Consider the following 15,194-nt stretch of genomic DNA (forward strand, 5'->3'; position numbering starts at 1 on the left):
CACCTGGACAGGAGCCGGGCTCGGCCCGCCGCCGCGGACGGCGGGCGGGCCGGCTCCGGCTCCAGAGGGGGCGGGGGGTCAGCCGGCCGCGGCCGCACTGGTTTTGGCGTCCCTCATCGACAGCGACGGGGCGAGGTCCTCCAGCGACCGGCGCTCGGCCTTGACCGCGAAGAACCACGCCACCAGCCCGGCACCGATCATGAGGGCCGAGGCGAACAGGTAGCCGTAGAACAGGCGGGTCGGGTCGGGGTGGGCCTGGTCGCCGATGAGTGCGCCGAACACGGTCGGGCCGAGGGCGCCGAAGCCCTGGGCGACCGAGAAGAACAGCGCGATCGCCAGCGCCCTGATCTCCAGCGGGAACAGCTCGCTCACCGTCAGGTACCCCGAACTGGCCGCCGCCGACGCCACGAAGAAGATCACCGACCACAGGATGGTCTGCGTCGTCGCCGTCAGCGCGCCCTGCTTGAACAGCCACCCGGTGATCGCGAGCAGCACTCCCGAGACGATGTACGTACTGGAGATCATCGGCCGGCGCCCGACGGTGTCGAACAGCGGGCCGAGGATGAACGGCCCGGCCAGGTTGCCCACCGCGAAGACCAGCAGGTACTTCGAGGCGTCGTTCGGGGACACGCCGTAGAAGGTGTTCAGCACGAGCACATAGGTGAAGAAGATCGCGTTGTAGAGGAACGACTGGCTGACCATCATGGTCACGCCCAGGAAGGTGCGGCTCGGGTACTCCCGCAGGACGACGCGCATGATCTCCCGGTAGGACGGGGACCCGTGCGGGCGCAGTTCCAGCGCCTTGCTCTCGTCGACCGGCGGCAGACGGTGCCCGCCGGCGGCGACCGCCTTCTCGACCGACTCGGCGGCCTGCTCGGCCTCCTCGTGCCTGCCGTGCATGAGCAGCCACCGAGGGCTCTCGGGCAGGTGGCGCCGCAGCACCCAGATGGCCGCGCCGAGCACCGGGCCGATCAGCAGGCCGAGCCGCCAGCCCAGGTTGAGCGGGAGGAGGTCGGGGTTGAGCAGGATGTAGGTGCTGGCGGTGCCGATGATGGCGCCCAGCCAGTACGTGCCGCTCACCGCGAGGTCGACCCGGCCGCGGTAGCGAGAGGGGATCAACTCGTCGATGGCCGAGTGGATGGCCGCGTACTCGCCGCCGATGCCCGCGCCGGCGAAGAACCGGAAGACCAGCAGGAAGGCCAGGTTCGGCGAGAAGGCGGTGATGCCGTTCGCGGCGAGGTACAGCGCGAGCGTCAGGATGAACAGCTTGCGGCGTCCGAAGCGGTCCGACAGCCGGCCGAAGACCAGCGCGCCCGCCACCTGGCCGATGAGATAGACCGTGGCGGTGAACCCGACCTGGACCGCCGACAGCCCGAGCGTGTGCTTGTCCTGCAGGACCGACCCGATCGCGCTGGCGATCGTGATCTCCATCCCGTCCAGCACCCACGCGACTCCGAGCGCGACGACCAGCCGCGTGTGGAACCGCGACCACGGCAACCGGTCCAGGCGCGCCGGGACCAGCGTTCGCACGACATCTGACATGTTGACCCGCCCTAGCGTCCGCACTGCCCGGACCGGCCGCCAACCTCGGCCGCCCCCGGCAGCGACTACGGCAACGGCCTCTGCCCGGGGAGAGCGCGTCCTAACGGGCCCCGCCCCGGCCCGGTGAGCGCATGGGGAGCGCATGGGGAGCGCACGGGGACGGCGCCGCCGGTCAGCCGCTGGTGAGCGGGCCAGGCCAGGCCGTCTCGGACGAACGGGCCAGGGTGCCCGCGTCGATGGGGTTCTCGTGGGTGCCCTCGCTGGTGCAGGCGTGAGCGCCGGCGACGGTGCCGAGGCGGACGCATTCGGCGGCGGGCAGGCCGCGCAGCCGGCCGTAGAGGAAACCGGACACGAAGGCGTCTCCGGCGCCGTTGGCGTCCACGACGGGTGCGGTCAGGGGCGCGGCCGGGAAATGCCGCACGTCGGCGGAGGCGGCGCGCTCCCACTCCCCCGCGCCCGCCGGCCCCACCGCCGTAGGTCCGTCATGCTCGCTTGGGGGGACCTCCAGGAGGTAGGCGCCGGCGGCTCCGGCGGTGCAGACGACGGTGGTGGCCCGGCCGCGCTGGATGATGTCGCGCATGACGGCCGGCGGGTCGGTGAGCTTGGCGGCGGACAGGAAGACCAGGTCGGAGCCGTAGGCGAAGTCCCGGTGGTGGTCGTTCTCGCCGTCCCAGTCGTGCAGGTCGGTCGACACGGGCACGCCCAGTTCCCGCAGCTCGGGGTACAGGTGGCGGGAGAAGTCGGTGATCGACACGTGGACGTGCCGGGCACGGCGGATCGCGGGCCGGTACAGGCCGCCGGGCAGCCGCTGCCCGGCGGCCGCGCGGGCGTCGTACAGCGAGGTACGCCGCCCGTCGGGGCCGACGAGGAGCACGCTGCGCCGGGTGCCCTCGGGGACGATCGCCCAGGCGAAGCCGGCGCCGCGCGCGGCGAGGTGGTCGCGGATCAGCGCTCCCTGCGGGTCGTCGCCGATCAGGTCGATCAGCAGCGACCGCAGTCCGAGGGCGTGGCAGCCGAGCACGACGCCGCTGCCGGTGTTGCCGATGCGGTCGACCACGGGCGGCACGCCGTAGGTGTCGGCGTACGGCAGCGGCAGCTCGGGCACGTAGACGGTCGTGTCCACGCCGGCCCCGCCGATCACCACGACGTCGTACCGCTCTCCCGCGTCCTCCCGCTCCACGCGCCCCTGCTCCACGCGCCCCTGCTCCACGCGCTCCTGCCCCACCTCGCCCTGCCCGGCCTCCACCTGCCCCGTGGCCCGCCGCGCGGCCCCCTCCTGCCGCGCGCCGCCCTCCGGACGCTCACCTCGGTGCACGTGCGCCCACCCCTTCCGCTCCGGCTCTCTGCCCTGATCCCCGACCGGGACGACGCAGTCTCAAAATCGTCTCAATAACTGTCTCATTATTGCTCCGGCCCGGGGAGGTGCCGGTAGACGGTGGCGCGGGAGACGCCGAGCGCGGCGGCGATCTCGGCGGCGGTGCTCCCTGCGGCGTGCATGCGGCGGGCCGTCTCGGCCATGGCCGGGCTCATCACTCCCGGCCGTCCCCGCCGCACGCGGGCCGCCCCAGAGGTCGGGGCGGCTCCGGCGCCGTTCCCGGCCTGCCCCGCCGCGCTTTCCGCCGGTAGCGCGAGACCGTCGGACGCGCCGCCCGCCGGCGGGGCGGAGCCGCCGGACGCGCCGTGCCCCACCAGGGCGGGGCCGTCCGCCGTGCCGCCGCCCTCCGGCCGGCCGGGACCGTCCGGCAGGCGGACCTCCGCCGCCGCGCGGGCGAGGCCGTCCGGCGCTGAGCCCTCCGTCCGCCCGGCGGACAGGTCCGGCGGGGCGTCCAGCAGCAGGCGCACCCCGCGCAGCACCGCGGCGCGCAGGGCCCCGGCCGGGGCGTCGGCGAACAAGACGATCGGGTCGGAGAGCATCGCGATCGCCTGCGAGGCGCGCACCTGCCGCTCGAAGTCCGGGTCGGGCCCCGCGACCAGGGCGTTCGCCCGCACCATGGCGTCGCGGAAGCGGTGGAAGATCGTGTTCTCGACGGCCAGCGCCAGGTCATAGAGGTTCATGCGCAGCAGGTAGCGGTGGGCCAGCCACACCTCGACGAGCCCTTCGATGACGGCCCACTTCGCCGCGACCGGCTCGGCCAACCGCGCGGCGGCGGCCACGGCCGCGTCGAGATCCTCCAGCATCGGCGCGGCCAGTGCGCCGACGATCTCGGCCTTCCCCGGGAAGTGGTAGAGCACCGCCGTCTTGGTCACGCCCACGCGTTCGGCGATCTCGCGGATCGACGTGGCGTGGTAGCCGCGCGCGGCGAACTCCTCCAGCGCGGCCTGGAGGATGCGGGTGCGGGTGTCCGGCGGTGTCGCTGCCATGGGGATCAGCATAGCGGTTGACTGACCGCCGGACAGGAAGGTAGCGTCTCGTCCTGACCGATGGTCAGTAGATGGCCGCCGGGGCTTCGCGCGCCGCAGGGCGCCGAAGAGGAGGACCCGGGCCGCCACAGGGCGGATCGGCGGGGACCGGCCGTCGGATGGCGGCGCGGAGACGGGAGAGCGTGATGGCGGGGCGCACAGTGCTGATCTCAGGGGCGGGCATCGCCGGGCCGACGCTGGCGTACTGGCTGGCGCGGCACGGCATGCGGCCGACTGTGGTGGAGCGCGCGACGACGGTCAGGTCCAGCGGGAGCCCGGTGGACGTGCGAGGCCCCGCGGTGGAGGTCGCCGAGCGGATGGGCATCATGCCCCGCCTGCGCGAGGCGGCCACGGACGTCAGGGGGTTGAGCTTCGTCGACGCCGCGGGCAGGCGCGTCGGGCGGGTGAACATGCGCGCCGTGCAACGCGCCGCCGGCAGCAGTGAGGTCGAGGTGCCGCGCGGCGACCTCGCCTCGATCCTGTCCGAGGCGAGCCGGGACCACGTCGAGCTGCTGTTCGGCGACTCCATCACCACCCTGAGCCAGGACCCGGACGGAGTGGAGGTGACCTTCGAGCGCTCCGCACCCCGGCGCTTCGACCTGGTGATCGGGGCCGACGGCCTGCACTCGACCGTGCGGCGGCTGGCGTTCGGGCCGGAGCCCGGCTACGTGCGGCACGCCGGGGTCTGGGTGGCGACGCTGCGCCTGGACCGCCCGGCCGAGGACCCGCACCACGTCGTCATGTACAACACCCCGGGCAGGGCGCTCGCCGTGCATCCCTCGATGGGCGGCCCGGCCCTGGCGGCGTTCATGTTCCGCGGGCCCATGGTGCCGGACTTCGACCACCGCGACGCCGGACAGCACAAGCGGATGATCGCCGACGCCTACGCGGGCGGCTCGTGGCGGGTGCCCGAGCTGCTGGAGCAGGTCGCGGCCACCGACGACCTCTACTTCGACTCGGTCAGCGTGGTGGACCTCCCCCGCTGGTCACACGACCGGGTCGCGGTGCTCGGCGACGCGGCGTCGTGCGTGTCGCTGTTCGGGGACGGCTCCACCCTGGCCATCGCCGGGGCCCACACCCTGGCCGAGGAGCTCGCCGCCTCCCCCGCCGACCACGCGGCGGCCTTCGGCCGGTACGAGATGCGGCACCGGACGCTGGTAGAGCCCAAGCAGCGGAGCGTCGACCAGGCCGCCGCGATGATGATCCCGGCGACCTCGGCCGGCATCCTGACCCGCAACCTCGCCACCCGCCTGTGGCCGCTGGGAGCAGCCGCCGTCTGGACCAGACGCCGCCTCACCGCACACCGTCAAGGCGCGTGACCGGCGGCCCGCGGAGCCCACGACCGGCGGCCGCCGTCTCGTCCAGGGCGGGCCGTCAGCGGTCTCAGCGGTTGACGAGGGGGCCCGAGCCGGTGGAGCCGCGGACCACCAGTTCGGGCTGGAAGACCAGTTCGATGTTCTTGGGCGGGGCGCCGCCGATCTCCTCCAGCAGGGTCTGGACGGCGGCCGAGGCCATCGGGCCGATCGGCTTGCGGACGGTGGTGAGCGGCGGGTCGGTGAAGGCGATGAGCGGCGAGTCGTCGAACCCGACGACCGAGACCTCGCCCGGCACCGACAGGCCGCGCTCACGGGCGGCGCGGATGGCGCCCAGGGCCATGAGGTCGCTGGCGCAGACGATGCCGGTGCAGCCGCGGCCGATGAGAGCCGACGCGGCGGCCTGACCGCCTTCGACCGAGAACAACGAGTGCTGGATCAGGTCCTCGCAGTCGGACACGCCGAGCAGTTGCGACATGGCCTGCGCGAAGCCCTCGATCTTGCGGATGACCGGGACGAAGCGCCGCTGGCCGAGCGCCAGGCCGATGCGCTCGTGGCCGAGGTCGACCAGGTGCTGAACGGCCAGGCGGGCGGCCATGCGGTCGTCGGGCGAGATGAACGGCGCCGCGATGTGCTCGCTGTAGCCGTCGACCAGGACGATGGGCAGCCCGCGGTCGGTGAGCCGGGTGTAGCGGTCCATGCGCGAGGTGGTGTCGGCGTGCAGGCCCGAGACGAAGATGATGCCGCTGACGTCGCGTTCGAGCAGCAGCTCGGTGAACTCGTCCTCGGGGGCGCCGCCCGGGCTCTGGGTGCACAGCACGGGGGTGTACCCGTGCTGGGTGAGCGACTTCTCGATGGCCTGGGCGAACGCCGGGAAGATCGGGTTGTCCAGCTCGGGGGTGACCAGCCCGATGAGGCCGTTGCTGCGCTGGCGCAGCCGCTGCGGGCGTTCGTACCCCATGAGGTCCAGCGCCGTGAGCACGAGCTGGCGGGTGCTCGCCGACACCCCCGACTTGCCGTTGAGGACGCGGCTGACCGTGGCCTCGCTGACCCCCGCCTGGGCCGCGATGTCGGCGAGCCGCGCAGTGCCGTTCATGGACGTTACTTTACGCATCGCCGAGGGCCCACCACGCCGCGCAGTCCGGCGCCATCAGCGCGACGCCGCCCTCCACGGTCACCGGGCCGCTCGCCAGCAGCAGGGCGCCGGGCCTGGGCAGCTCCACGGGCTCGCCGGTGGCGTTGACCGTGCAGGCGAAGGCGCCGTCCCGGGTGAAGGTCAGCGTCCCCGCGGGTGACTCGTGCCAGGTGAGGCCGCCGTCGCCGAGCTCGGGGCGATCGCGCCGCAGCCGCAGCGCCTCCCGGTACAGCCGCAGCGTCGAATCGGGATCATCGAGCTGGGCCTCCACGCTGAGCGGGCCCCAGGACGCCGGGACGGGCAGCCAGGTGTCCTGGATGCCGGGCGGGCTGAACCCGAACGGCGGCTCGGAGTGGGCCCAGGGAATGGGGACGCGGCAGCCGTCGCGGCCGTCGTCGGGGTGGCGCAGCCGCTGCGGGTCCTGGCAGACCTCGTCCGGCAGGTCGAGCACCTCGGGCAGTCCGAGCTCCTCGCCCTGGTAGACATAGGCGGATCCGGGCAGGGCGAGCATCAGCAGGGCGGCCGCGCGGGCGCGGCGCAGGCCGGCCTCGCCGCCGCCGTACCGGGTGACGTGCCGCTTGACGTCGTGGTTGGACAGCACCCAGGTGGGCGGGGCCCCGACGGGGCCGACGGTGGCCAGCGACTCGTCGATGACCGCGCGCAGCCGGCCGGCGTCCCAGGGAGCCTTCAGGAAGTGGAAGTTGAACGCCTGATGCAGCTCGTCGGGACGCACGTAGCGGGCCAGGCGCTCCTGCGAGGGCGCCCACGCCTCGGCGACGCCGATGCGCTCGCCGTCGTAGGAGTCCAGCACCCGGCGCCAGGTGCGGTGGATCTCGTGGACGCCGTCCTGGTCGAAGTACGGCAGGACGGCGGTGCCGAGCAGCTCGATCTGCCCGGCCGACCCGATGTCGGGCAGCCCGGCGGCCTTGACCATGCCGTGGGCGACGTCGATGCGGAAGCCGTCGACGCCGAGGTCCAGCCAGAAGCGCAGGATGGCCTCGAACTCGGCGTGGACCTCGGGGGCGTCCCAGTTGAGGTCGGGCTGCTCGGGGGCGAACAGGTGCAGGTACCACTCGCCGTCGGGCAGCCGCGTCCACGCCGGGCCGCCGAACACCGACTCCCAGTCGTTGGGGGGCAGCTCGCCGGCCTCACCCCTGCCGGGACGGAAGATGTAGCGGTCGCGGGCGGGGGCGCCGGGGCCCGCCTGGACGGCCTCGAGGAACCAGGCGTGGCGGTCGGAGGTGTGGTTGGGCACCACGTCGATGATGACCCGCATCCCGTGCCGGTGGGCGTCCCGGATGAGGGCCTCGGCGTCGGCGAGCGTGCCGAAGATCGGGTCGACGTCGCGGTAGTCGGCGACGTCGTAGCCGAAGTCGGCCATGGGAGAGGTGTAGAAGGGGGTGAGCCACAGGGCGTCCACGCCGAGCTCGGCCAGGTAGTCCAGCCGGCTGCGCACGCCGAGCAGGTCGCCGACGCCGTCGCCGTTGCCGTCGGCGAAGCTGCGCACGTAGACCTGGTAGATCACCGCGTCCCGCCACCACCGGGTGGCCGCCTTGACGGGGCGGGCTTCACGGACGACGTCGGTCATTGGGATCCCCGATTCTCCGAAATTTCAGGACCGATACCACCATGAGGGTCAGGACTTCGTCGCCCCGGCGGTGAGGCCGGTGACCAGGTGGCGCTGGACGAGCAGGAAGACCACGGCGGCCGGCACGGCGATCAGCACCGAGGACGCGGTGAGCAGGCCCCACTCGGCCTTGTGCTGGCCGACGAACTGCCCGAGCCCGACCGCCAGCGTGTACTTGTCGTCGCCGGTCATGAACGCGGTCGCGTAGGCGACCTCCGCCCAGGCGGTGATGAAGGAGTAGAAGGCCGCGACGGCCAGGCCCGGCCTGGACAGCGGGAGGATCAGCCGCCAGAACGTGCCGAAGGGCGTCAGCCCGTCCACCCGTCCCGCCTCGTCGATCTCGGCCGGGACGGTGTCGAAGTAGCCCTTCATCATCCAGGCGCAGAACGGCACGGTCGAGGTCAGGTAGGCGATGACCAGGCCGGGGAACTGGTTGATCAGACCCAGGCCGGCGAGCAGGTTGTAGATGGGCACGATCAGGATCGCCACGGGGAACATCTGCGTGACCAGCAGCATCCACATGATCGACCGGTAGCCGGGAAAGCGGAAGCGGCTGACCGCGTAGCCGGTGGTGGCCGCGAGCACCACCCCGAGAACGGTGGTCATCGCCGCGACCAGCAGCGAGTTGACCAGCCAGCGAGGGAAGGCGGTCTGGCCGAGCACCTGGGCGTAGTTGGACAGGCTCGGGCTGTTGAACAGCTCCACCGTGGAGGACTGCCAGGCGTCCCTGGGCTTGATCGAGGTCAGCACCAGCCACAGGACCGGGAAGACCGCGATGACGCTCGCGGCGATCAGCGTGGCGTGCAGGGCCAGTGACCTGCCGGGGCCGCGGCTCTCGCGGCCGCGCGGGCGCGTGCCGCCCGCCGGGGTGAGCGCGCTCACCATGCCTCCCCCTGCCGGCGCAGCGCCCGGCGGTAGACGACGGCCAGGACGATGAGCAGGACCAGGATGAGCACGCCCCACGCCGCCGAACCCGAGTAGTTGCGGATGCCCTCGAACGCCTGCCGGTAGGCGTAGGTGACGAGGATCTCGCTGGACCCGCCGGGTCCGCCCCTGGTGACCAGGAAGATGACGGGGAACTGGTTGAAGGTCCAGATGGTGCCGAGCAGCACGACCGTGCTGGACACTGGCCGAAGGCCCGGCAGGGTGATGTGCCGGAAGCGCTGCCAGGGTGTCGCGCCGTCCACCTCGGCCGCCTCGTACAGCTCGCGCGGGATGGCCTGGAGCCCGCCGAGCAGCGCGAGCATCATGAACGGCACGCCGAGCCAGACGTTGACGGCGATGACCGAGGCCTTGGCCCACAGCGGGTCGTCCAGCCAGTCGACCCCGGCCAGGCCGGCCGCCCGGAGCATCGCGTTGACGACGCCGAACTCGCCGTTGAGCAGGTAGCGCCAGATGAAGGCCGACACGAACGCCGGCACGGCCCACGGCAGCACCAGCAGCATGCGGTAGAGCGAGCGCAGCCGCATCGGCCGGTTGAGCAGCAGGGCGAGGCCGAGGCCGATGCCGTAGTGCAGGGCGACGCAGACGACGGTCCAGGTGACCGTCCAGCCGAGCCGGGACAGGAACTCGCTGGAGGTGACGATGTCGGCGTAGTTGGACAGGCCGACGAACTCGTAGGTCGAGGGGATGACGTTCATGCCGATGGTGCGGCCCATGTTGGCCTCGGTCGCGTCGGTGAGCGACAGGTAGAGGCCGCGCACCAGCGGGTAGCCGATCAGCACGAGGGTGACGATGACCACCGGGGCGCACATCGCCCACGCGTACCAGTGGCGCGCGAGGAACCGCCCCGCGCCGCCCTCGCGCCGGGGACGGCGGGCGCGGCCGCGGGACGGTGCGCCCGCGGCCGTGCCGTCAACGACCTGCGTCGTCATGGGTCACAAACTCCAGCCCTTGAGGATGCCCTGGTAGGCCTTGGCGACGTCCTGCAGCGCCGCGTCGGTGCCCTTCTGGCCGGCGGCGATCTTCTGGTAGCCCTCCAGCAGCGGCTGGAACAGCTGGCCGCCCTCGGGGATCCAGGGACGCTCGACCGCGGAGGCCATGGGCTCCTTCCACTTGGCGATCATGTCGTTGGCCTGAGCGTCGGGCATGGCGTAGGCGGACTGGCGGGCGGGCAGCAGGCCGAGCTTGCCGGCGACCTTGGCCTGGCTCTCGGCGGAGTCCATGAACTGGACGAACAGGTAGGAGGCGTCCAGGTTCTTGGAGCCGGCGTACACCGCGTAGTCGTGGCCGCCGGTCGGGGAGCCGGCCTTGGCCGAGCCGGACGGCACCGGGGCGATGCCGAAGTTGTCGGGCTTGTCCTTGAAGACCTTGCCGCCGAGGTTGTCGGTGTTCGACCACGGCCCGTTGAAGATCATCGCGACCTTGCCTTCCTTGAAGGCGGTCTCGGCGTTGGTGTAGCTGTCCTGGATGGCCGGCTTGGCCGCGGCGCCGGACGTGATCAGGTCTTCGACGATCTTCACGCCCGCGGTGGACTGCGGCGAGGCGACGGTGATCTTCTTGCTCGCGACGTCGAGCAGGTCGCCGCCCTCGCCGTAGATGAACGGCAGCAGGAAGTAGGCGTCCACGTTGAGGGCCAGACCGTCGGCGCCCGCCTTGGACTTGACGTCCAGCGCGACCTGCTTGAGCTCCTGGAAGGTCTTCGGCGGCGCGTCGTGGCCGGCCTTCTTCAGCAGCTCCTTGTTGTAGAGCAGGCCGAGGGTATCGGTGACCTGTGGCACGGCGTAGGTCTTGCCGTTGTACTTGCCGCTGCTCGCGGGGCTGGCGAGGAAGTCCTCCGGCTTGTCGAGCGCGGGGGTGCCCTCCAGCGGGGCCAGGTAGCCCAGGGAGGCGAACTCGGCGACCCAGCCGACCTCGGCGCGCAGCACGTCGGGCGCGCCCGAGCCGCTCTGCGCCGCGGTCTTGAACTTGTTCTGCGCGTCGGCGAACGGCACGTTGACGTAGTTGACCTTGATCTTAGGGTACTTGGCCTGGAAGTCCTTGATCAGGTCCTGGAAGACGGGCCCCTCGTTGGTGGCGTCGGAGGTGTCCCACCACGTCACCTCTCCGGAGACGGCCGAGGCGTCGGCGCTCTTGGCCGGGGCGGCCGACGGGGTGGGGGTGTCCTGGCCGCCGCAGGCGGAAACCGCCAGCGCGAGCGCCGCGGCTGCCGCCGCTGCCGAGATGCCTCGCCGCATTGTGTGCACTCCTTGCTCAGCTCCATTGCCATGAGACCGGGACGCCCGCCACTCCCCGAGCGGTGGCGGCGTCCACCGGGTACGCGGAACGTAACAGGCGTGTGAACTGACATGAAAGACCTTTCGGAAAGTTGCTGCAAATTGTGACACGTCCGTCATTGCATCGGCATTACCGGAGAACGCGCGGACGAGTGACACGCGTCACCAGCGGCCGAAGGGCGCCTCGCGGACGCCTTTCCCAGCGGGTGTTTGCACACGTCCTGACGTCGGCCGCGAGGCAACGGTCAAGTAACCAGCGCATGAGCGATTTATTACGACACGTATGGACACGGCGGCCCGGGACGCGATGTACTACCTCATCAATCACAATGACGGCTGGGATCCGGGTTCTGATGCCCGGGAGGAACGAGTGACGATGAGTACCGTCGTTCTCGACAGCGTGACGAAGGTGTACCCGGGGGGGCATCTCGCGGTCGATCGCATGAGCCTGCGCGCGGAAGAGGGCGAGTTGCTCGTCCTGCTCGGGCCGTCCGGATGCGGGAAGTCCACGCTGTTGCGCATGATCGCCGGGCTGGAGGAGATCACCGCCGGCGATCTCTATCTCGACGGGAAGCACGCCAACGACCTCGCCCCGCGCGACCGCGATGTGGCGATGGTCTTCCAGAACGGCGCTCTGTACCCTCACCGCACCGTCCGGGGCAACATCTCCTTCCCCCTGGAGATCGCCAAGGCCGATCCGAACATGGTCAGGGAGCGGGTGGTCGAGCTCTCCCGCGCCCTGCGCATCGACGAGACGCTGGACCGCCGGCCTGGAACGCTCTCCGGCGGGCAGCGCCAGCGGGTGGCGATGGGCAGGGCCATCGTCCGGCAGCCCTCGCTGTTCCTGATGGACGAGCCGCTGTCCAACCTCGACGCCGGGATGCGCACCGAACTGCGCATGGAGATCTCCTCGCTGGTGCGGGCGCTCGGCGTCACGACGATCTACGTCACGCACGACCAGGTCGAGGCGCTCACGCTGGCCGACCGCATCGCCATCATGAACCGCGGCGTCCTGCAGGACGTGGGGACCCCCGGGCAGATCTACAACGACCCCGCCACCGCCTTCGTGGCGGCCTTCCTCAGCTCACAGCAGCTGAACCTGCTGTCGGCGACGGTGCGGACCCCGCAGAACCAGTACATCTCGCTCGACTTCGGCCTGCACAACATCACGATGCCGTGGACCGACCCCCGCGCGTACGCCGTCTCCCAGCACACCGGCAGCCAGATCATCGTGGGCATCCGGCCGGACGGGCTCACGCCGATCCCCGAGGGCGCCGACGGGCCGCACTTCACCGGCAGGGTGCGGGCGCTGGAGTACCACGGCCACGAGTGGCTGGCCTACCTGGAGGTGGGCATCCCGGCCGTGGTCGCGCCCGAGCCCGGCCCCGCGAGGGTCAACGGCCACACCAACGGCAACGGCAACGGGCACGCGGCGCACGGCCAGGGCCGGGTGCGCACGATGATGCGGCGCTTCATCTCGGGCGGCGAGGGACCCCCGCACGCCGAGGAGAACACGCCCACGCCGGGCAGCGGCCACCACCGCCGCGCCGACATCATCGTCCGGCTCGGCTCCCGCCCGGTGTGGCGCGCCGGGGAGATCGGCCGCGTCGCGGTCGACCTCAGCAGGCTGATGCTCTTCACGGTGCAGGGCAACCGCATCGACCCGCCCCGCCGGTAGGAGCCCCCGCCCCGCGCCGCGCGCCTCAGGCGAGCGTGCGGGGCTCCGCCGCGGCGAGCAGGGCGATGATCTCGACCACTCTGACCACCTTGTCCAGCTCGACCTGGTGGAAGGCCGGCCCTTCGGAACGTGCCACGACCAGGTGCAGGCCCGCCGCCTTGACCGGGAGGCTGAGCAGGTGCAGCGGCCCCTCGCTGAACGCCGAGGGCCGCAGCGGCGTCAGGTCGGGCATCTCCTCCACGCCCGGAGCCTGCCAGCTGCCGTGCACGACGGCGCCGGTGTCGGAGTCGACCGCGACGGCCCACTCGGCGCTGACCAGGTCTGGCACCGCGTCGACGAGCGTGACGAAGGCCCGCTCGGCGTCGGTGACGACGTGTCCGAGCAGGTCGTAGTCGGGGCTCGCGCCGGGCACCTCCCTGGTCGGCCACACGCCCTCGATGCGCACCCCCGGCACGACGGACAGGCGGTCGCGCAGCTCGTCGGCGGCGAAGCCGCCCGGCCAGGACACGGTGAAGTCGTCGACCGCACGGCCCGCCTCGCGCTCCAGGACCGTTACCTGCAGGATGTCCGCGCCGAGCACTCCGAACGCCCGGGCGACCTGTCCGAGGACCCCCGGGCGGTCAGGGAGCGACACCCGAACTCTCAGCACCTTCACCACCACCTCTCATGTCCAGCCGGGCCACGCACGCGTGCCGACCTCCTGTTTTGTTTCATCCGCGGCCCCTCGCCACACAGGGTGTCGGATGTAGGTTTCACCGATGTTCCGGAGATATGTAGGAAATAAATCCAATTCAGTATTGATAGGCGCCCGCGTCCGGGTTCTTCGATCGCCGAATCGCCCGTCCCGCCGCGTCGTGGGCCATGGAGGCCCCGCCGTACCAGGATGCCCCGAGCGGCACACCCTGCCCGATGGCGGGTGACCCTGGACGAAGCCGCAGGTCACGACGGCCGGCGAAGCGCGGGTCCGCGTGGATGGAGCGGTGGCCGGGCTTGAAGTCCTTGATCCTGCCGTCGTAGACGCCGCCCGCGTCGTCGATCCCCGAGGCGTCCTCGAACCCGACGAGGCCGCCCACCTTGATCGCGTTGTTGCGCAACCTGAGGATCTTCTTGCCGCAGCCGTCGGCACAGGAGAAGCCGATGGTCCGGCGCGCCGGAAGGTACACCGAGTTGTTGACCGCGACCGTGCCCCTGACCGGGCCGACGATGTGCCCGGGCCCCCGGGTGATCAGGAACGATCCCCGGGGACGCGAGGAGGTCACCACGTTGTTGGCGAACAGGTTCCCGTCGGCGGTCCCGCCGGGCCGGTGGCCGAGTTCGGTGAAGGTCTCGTTGTCCCTGGCGACGTTGTGCGCCACCAGGTTGCGGTCGCCGTCGTACACCTCCACGGCCGCGCCGTCGGTCACGTAGTCCTGGCTCCTGGCGTAGCTGCCGGAGATCAGGTTGCCGATCACGCGGTTGTCGTCGCCGTTGAGCAGCACGCCGAACGCGCCCGAGTCGTTGTCGGGCTCGGCGTCGTCGACGCTCATCCGGTCGTTGCCCACCATCTGGCTGTTGCGCAGGACGTTGCGCCCGCCGCGCGCGGTCATCCACACCCCGGCGACGTTGCGGTCGGCGTACACGTCCCACAGGTCGTTGTGGCGGCCGTCCACGCGGAAGCCCGCCCATCCGCAGTCGCTCGCCCGCACCTCCGACACCCGCAGGTAGGACCCGGCGACCACCACGCAGTCGTCGTCACGCCCGCTGATCTTCGGCCGCCCGCCCTTGCCGTAGGCCCCGACGGTGATGGGACGCCGGGCGGTGCCGTCCGCCTCCAGCCTCAGCGTGCCCTTCCACCGGCCGCCCCGCCTCAGCAGCAGCGTGTCCCCCGGGCGCAGCCGGGCCTCCCCCGCCCGCTCCAGCGACCGCCAGGCCTTGCCCGGCGAGGTGCCCGGCGCGTCGTCGTCCCCCTCGCGGGAGTCCACGTAGAAGGCCCGGCCGGCGGCGGAGCGTTCCAGAGCCGCGCCGGCGCCGCCGGTCCCGGACGCCGCCCGCGACGCGGCGGCGGCGTTCGAGCGCTCCACGGGAAGCGAGGCGGCCGACGCCGGGGTGGCGAGCAGCACGGAGGTCAACGGTAAGGACAGACAGGCCCGCCAGGCTTTCGGCGCCATAACCCCACACTCGGTATTAAAAGGTTGCTGCCGCACACCGTAGCGGTCGGTGATCCCCAGGGGGAGACCCCAACCCTCCGGCGGCCGGATCGGTGATCCGGCACGCCGGACGCTAGGGTCCGGCGGCGTGGCGCCCC

The 15,194-nt window shown here is 71.9% G+C and carries 12 protein-coding genes; 2 read left to right on the forward strand and 10 right to left on the reverse strand.

Features of this window, described 5'->3' with window-relative positions; all coding sequences use genetic code 11:
- Positions 1–78: 78 nt before the first annotated feature.
- The 3 genes from ABZU32_RS20950 to ABZU32_RS20960 form a co-directional block, all read right to left on the reverse strand.
- Positions 79–1,542, reverse strand: a complete 1,464-nt coding sequence (locus ABZU32_RS20950; protein ID WP_354924379.1) for an MFS transporter — start codon at positions 1,540–1,542, stop codon at positions 79–81.
- Between the two features lie 172 nt (positions 1,543–1,714).
- The gene (locus tag ABZU32_RS20955; RefSeq protein WP_354924381.1) at positions 1,715–2,857 is read right to left on the reverse strand and encodes a PfkB family carbohydrate kinase; all 1,143 of its coding nucleotides are present in this window, start codon (positions 2,855–2,857) and stop codon (positions 1,715–1,717) included.
- An 86-nt stretch (positions 2,858–2,943) separates the two neighbouring features.
- Entirely contained in the window at positions 2,944–3,903 is a 960-nt protein-coding gene (locus ABZU32_RS20960) for a TetR family transcriptional regulator (RefSeq protein WP_354924383.1), read from the reverse strand.
- Positions 3,904–4,088: 185 nt separating this feature from the next.
- On the opposite strand from ABZU32_RS20960, the gene ABZU32_RS20965 reads away from it, so the two are divergent.
- Entirely contained in the window at positions 4,089–5,261 is a 1,173-nt protein-coding gene (locus ABZU32_RS20965; RefSeq protein WP_354924385.1) for an FAD-dependent monooxygenase, read from the forward strand.
- A gap of 64 nt (positions 5,262–5,325) precedes the next feature.
- On the opposite strand, the gene ABZU32_RS20970 is transcribed toward ABZU32_RS20965, so the two are convergent.
- Genes ABZU32_RS20970 through ABZU32_RS20990 form a run of 5 tightly spaced genes read right to left on the reverse strand, consistent with a single transcriptional unit; the run spans position 5,326 to position 11,193 of the window.
- Positions 5,326–6,351, reverse strand: coding sequence for a LacI family DNA-binding transcriptional regulator (locus ABZU32_RS20970; protein WP_354836113.1), 1,026 nt, complete (start codon positions 6,349–6,351; stop codon positions 5,326–5,328).
- 10 nt (positions 6,352–6,361) lie between these two features.
- Positions 6,362–7,978, reverse strand: a complete 1,617-nt coding sequence (locus tag ABZU32_RS20975; protein WP_354924387.1) for a glycoside hydrolase family 13 protein — start codon at positions 7,976–7,978, stop codon at positions 6,362–6,364.
- Positions 7,979–8,026: 48 nt separating this feature from the next.
- The gene (locus ABZU32_RS20980) at positions 8,027–8,902 is read right to left on the reverse strand and encodes a carbohydrate ABC transporter permease (protein WP_354924389.1); all 876 of its coding nucleotides are present in this window, start codon (positions 8,900–8,902) and stop codon (positions 8,027–8,029) included.
- Positions 8,896–9,891, reverse strand: coding sequence for a sugar ABC transporter permease (locus ABZU32_RS20985; protein ID WP_354836119.1), 996 nt, complete (start codon positions 9,889–9,891; stop codon positions 8,896–8,898). The genes ABZU32_RS20980 and ABZU32_RS20985 overlap by 7 nt, the downstream gene beginning before the upstream one ends.
- A gap of 3 nt (positions 9,892–9,894) precedes the next feature.
- Positions 9,895–11,193, reverse strand: coding sequence for an extracellular solute-binding protein (locus ABZU32_RS20990; protein ID WP_354924391.1), 1,299 nt, complete (start codon positions 11,191–11,193; stop codon positions 9,895–9,897).
- Between the two features lie 415 nt (positions 11,194–11,608).
- On the opposite strand from ABZU32_RS20990, the gene ABZU32_RS20995 reads away from it, so the two are divergent.
- Positions 11,609–12,910 carry an ABC transporter ATP-binding protein gene (locus tag ABZU32_RS20995; protein WP_354924393.1) on the forward strand — a complete coding sequence of 434 codons (1,302 nt, stop codon included), beginning with the start codon at positions 11,609–11,611 and terminating at the stop codon, positions 12,908–12,910.
- A gap of 25 nt (positions 12,911–12,935) precedes the next feature.
- On the opposite strand, the gene ABZU32_RS21000 is transcribed toward ABZU32_RS20995, so the two are convergent.
- Both ABZU32_RS21000 and ABZU32_RS21005 read right to left on the reverse strand, forming a co-directional pair.
- Positions 12,936–13,544 (reverse strand): amino acid-binding protein, encoded by a 609-nt coding sequence (locus ABZU32_RS21000; protein WP_354924395.1) that lies wholly within the window; start codon positions 13,542–13,544, stop codon positions 12,936–12,938.
- A 157-nt stretch (positions 13,545–13,701) separates the two neighbouring features.
- Positions 13,702–15,009 carry a right-handed parallel beta-helix repeat-containing protein gene (locus tag ABZU32_RS21005; RefSeq protein ID WP_354924397.1) on the reverse strand — a complete coding sequence of 436 codons (1,308 nt, stop codon included), beginning with the start codon at positions 15,007–15,009 and terminating at the stop codon, positions 13,702–13,704.
- Positions 15,010–15,194 lie beyond the last annotated feature (185 nt).

The sequence above is a fragment of the Sphaerisporangium sp. NPDC005288 genome (assembly GCF_040607475.1).
Classification (GTDB): domain Bacteria; phylum Actinomycetota; class Actinomycetes; order Streptosporangiales; family Streptosporangiaceae; genus Sphaerisporangium; species Sphaerisporangium rhizosphaerae.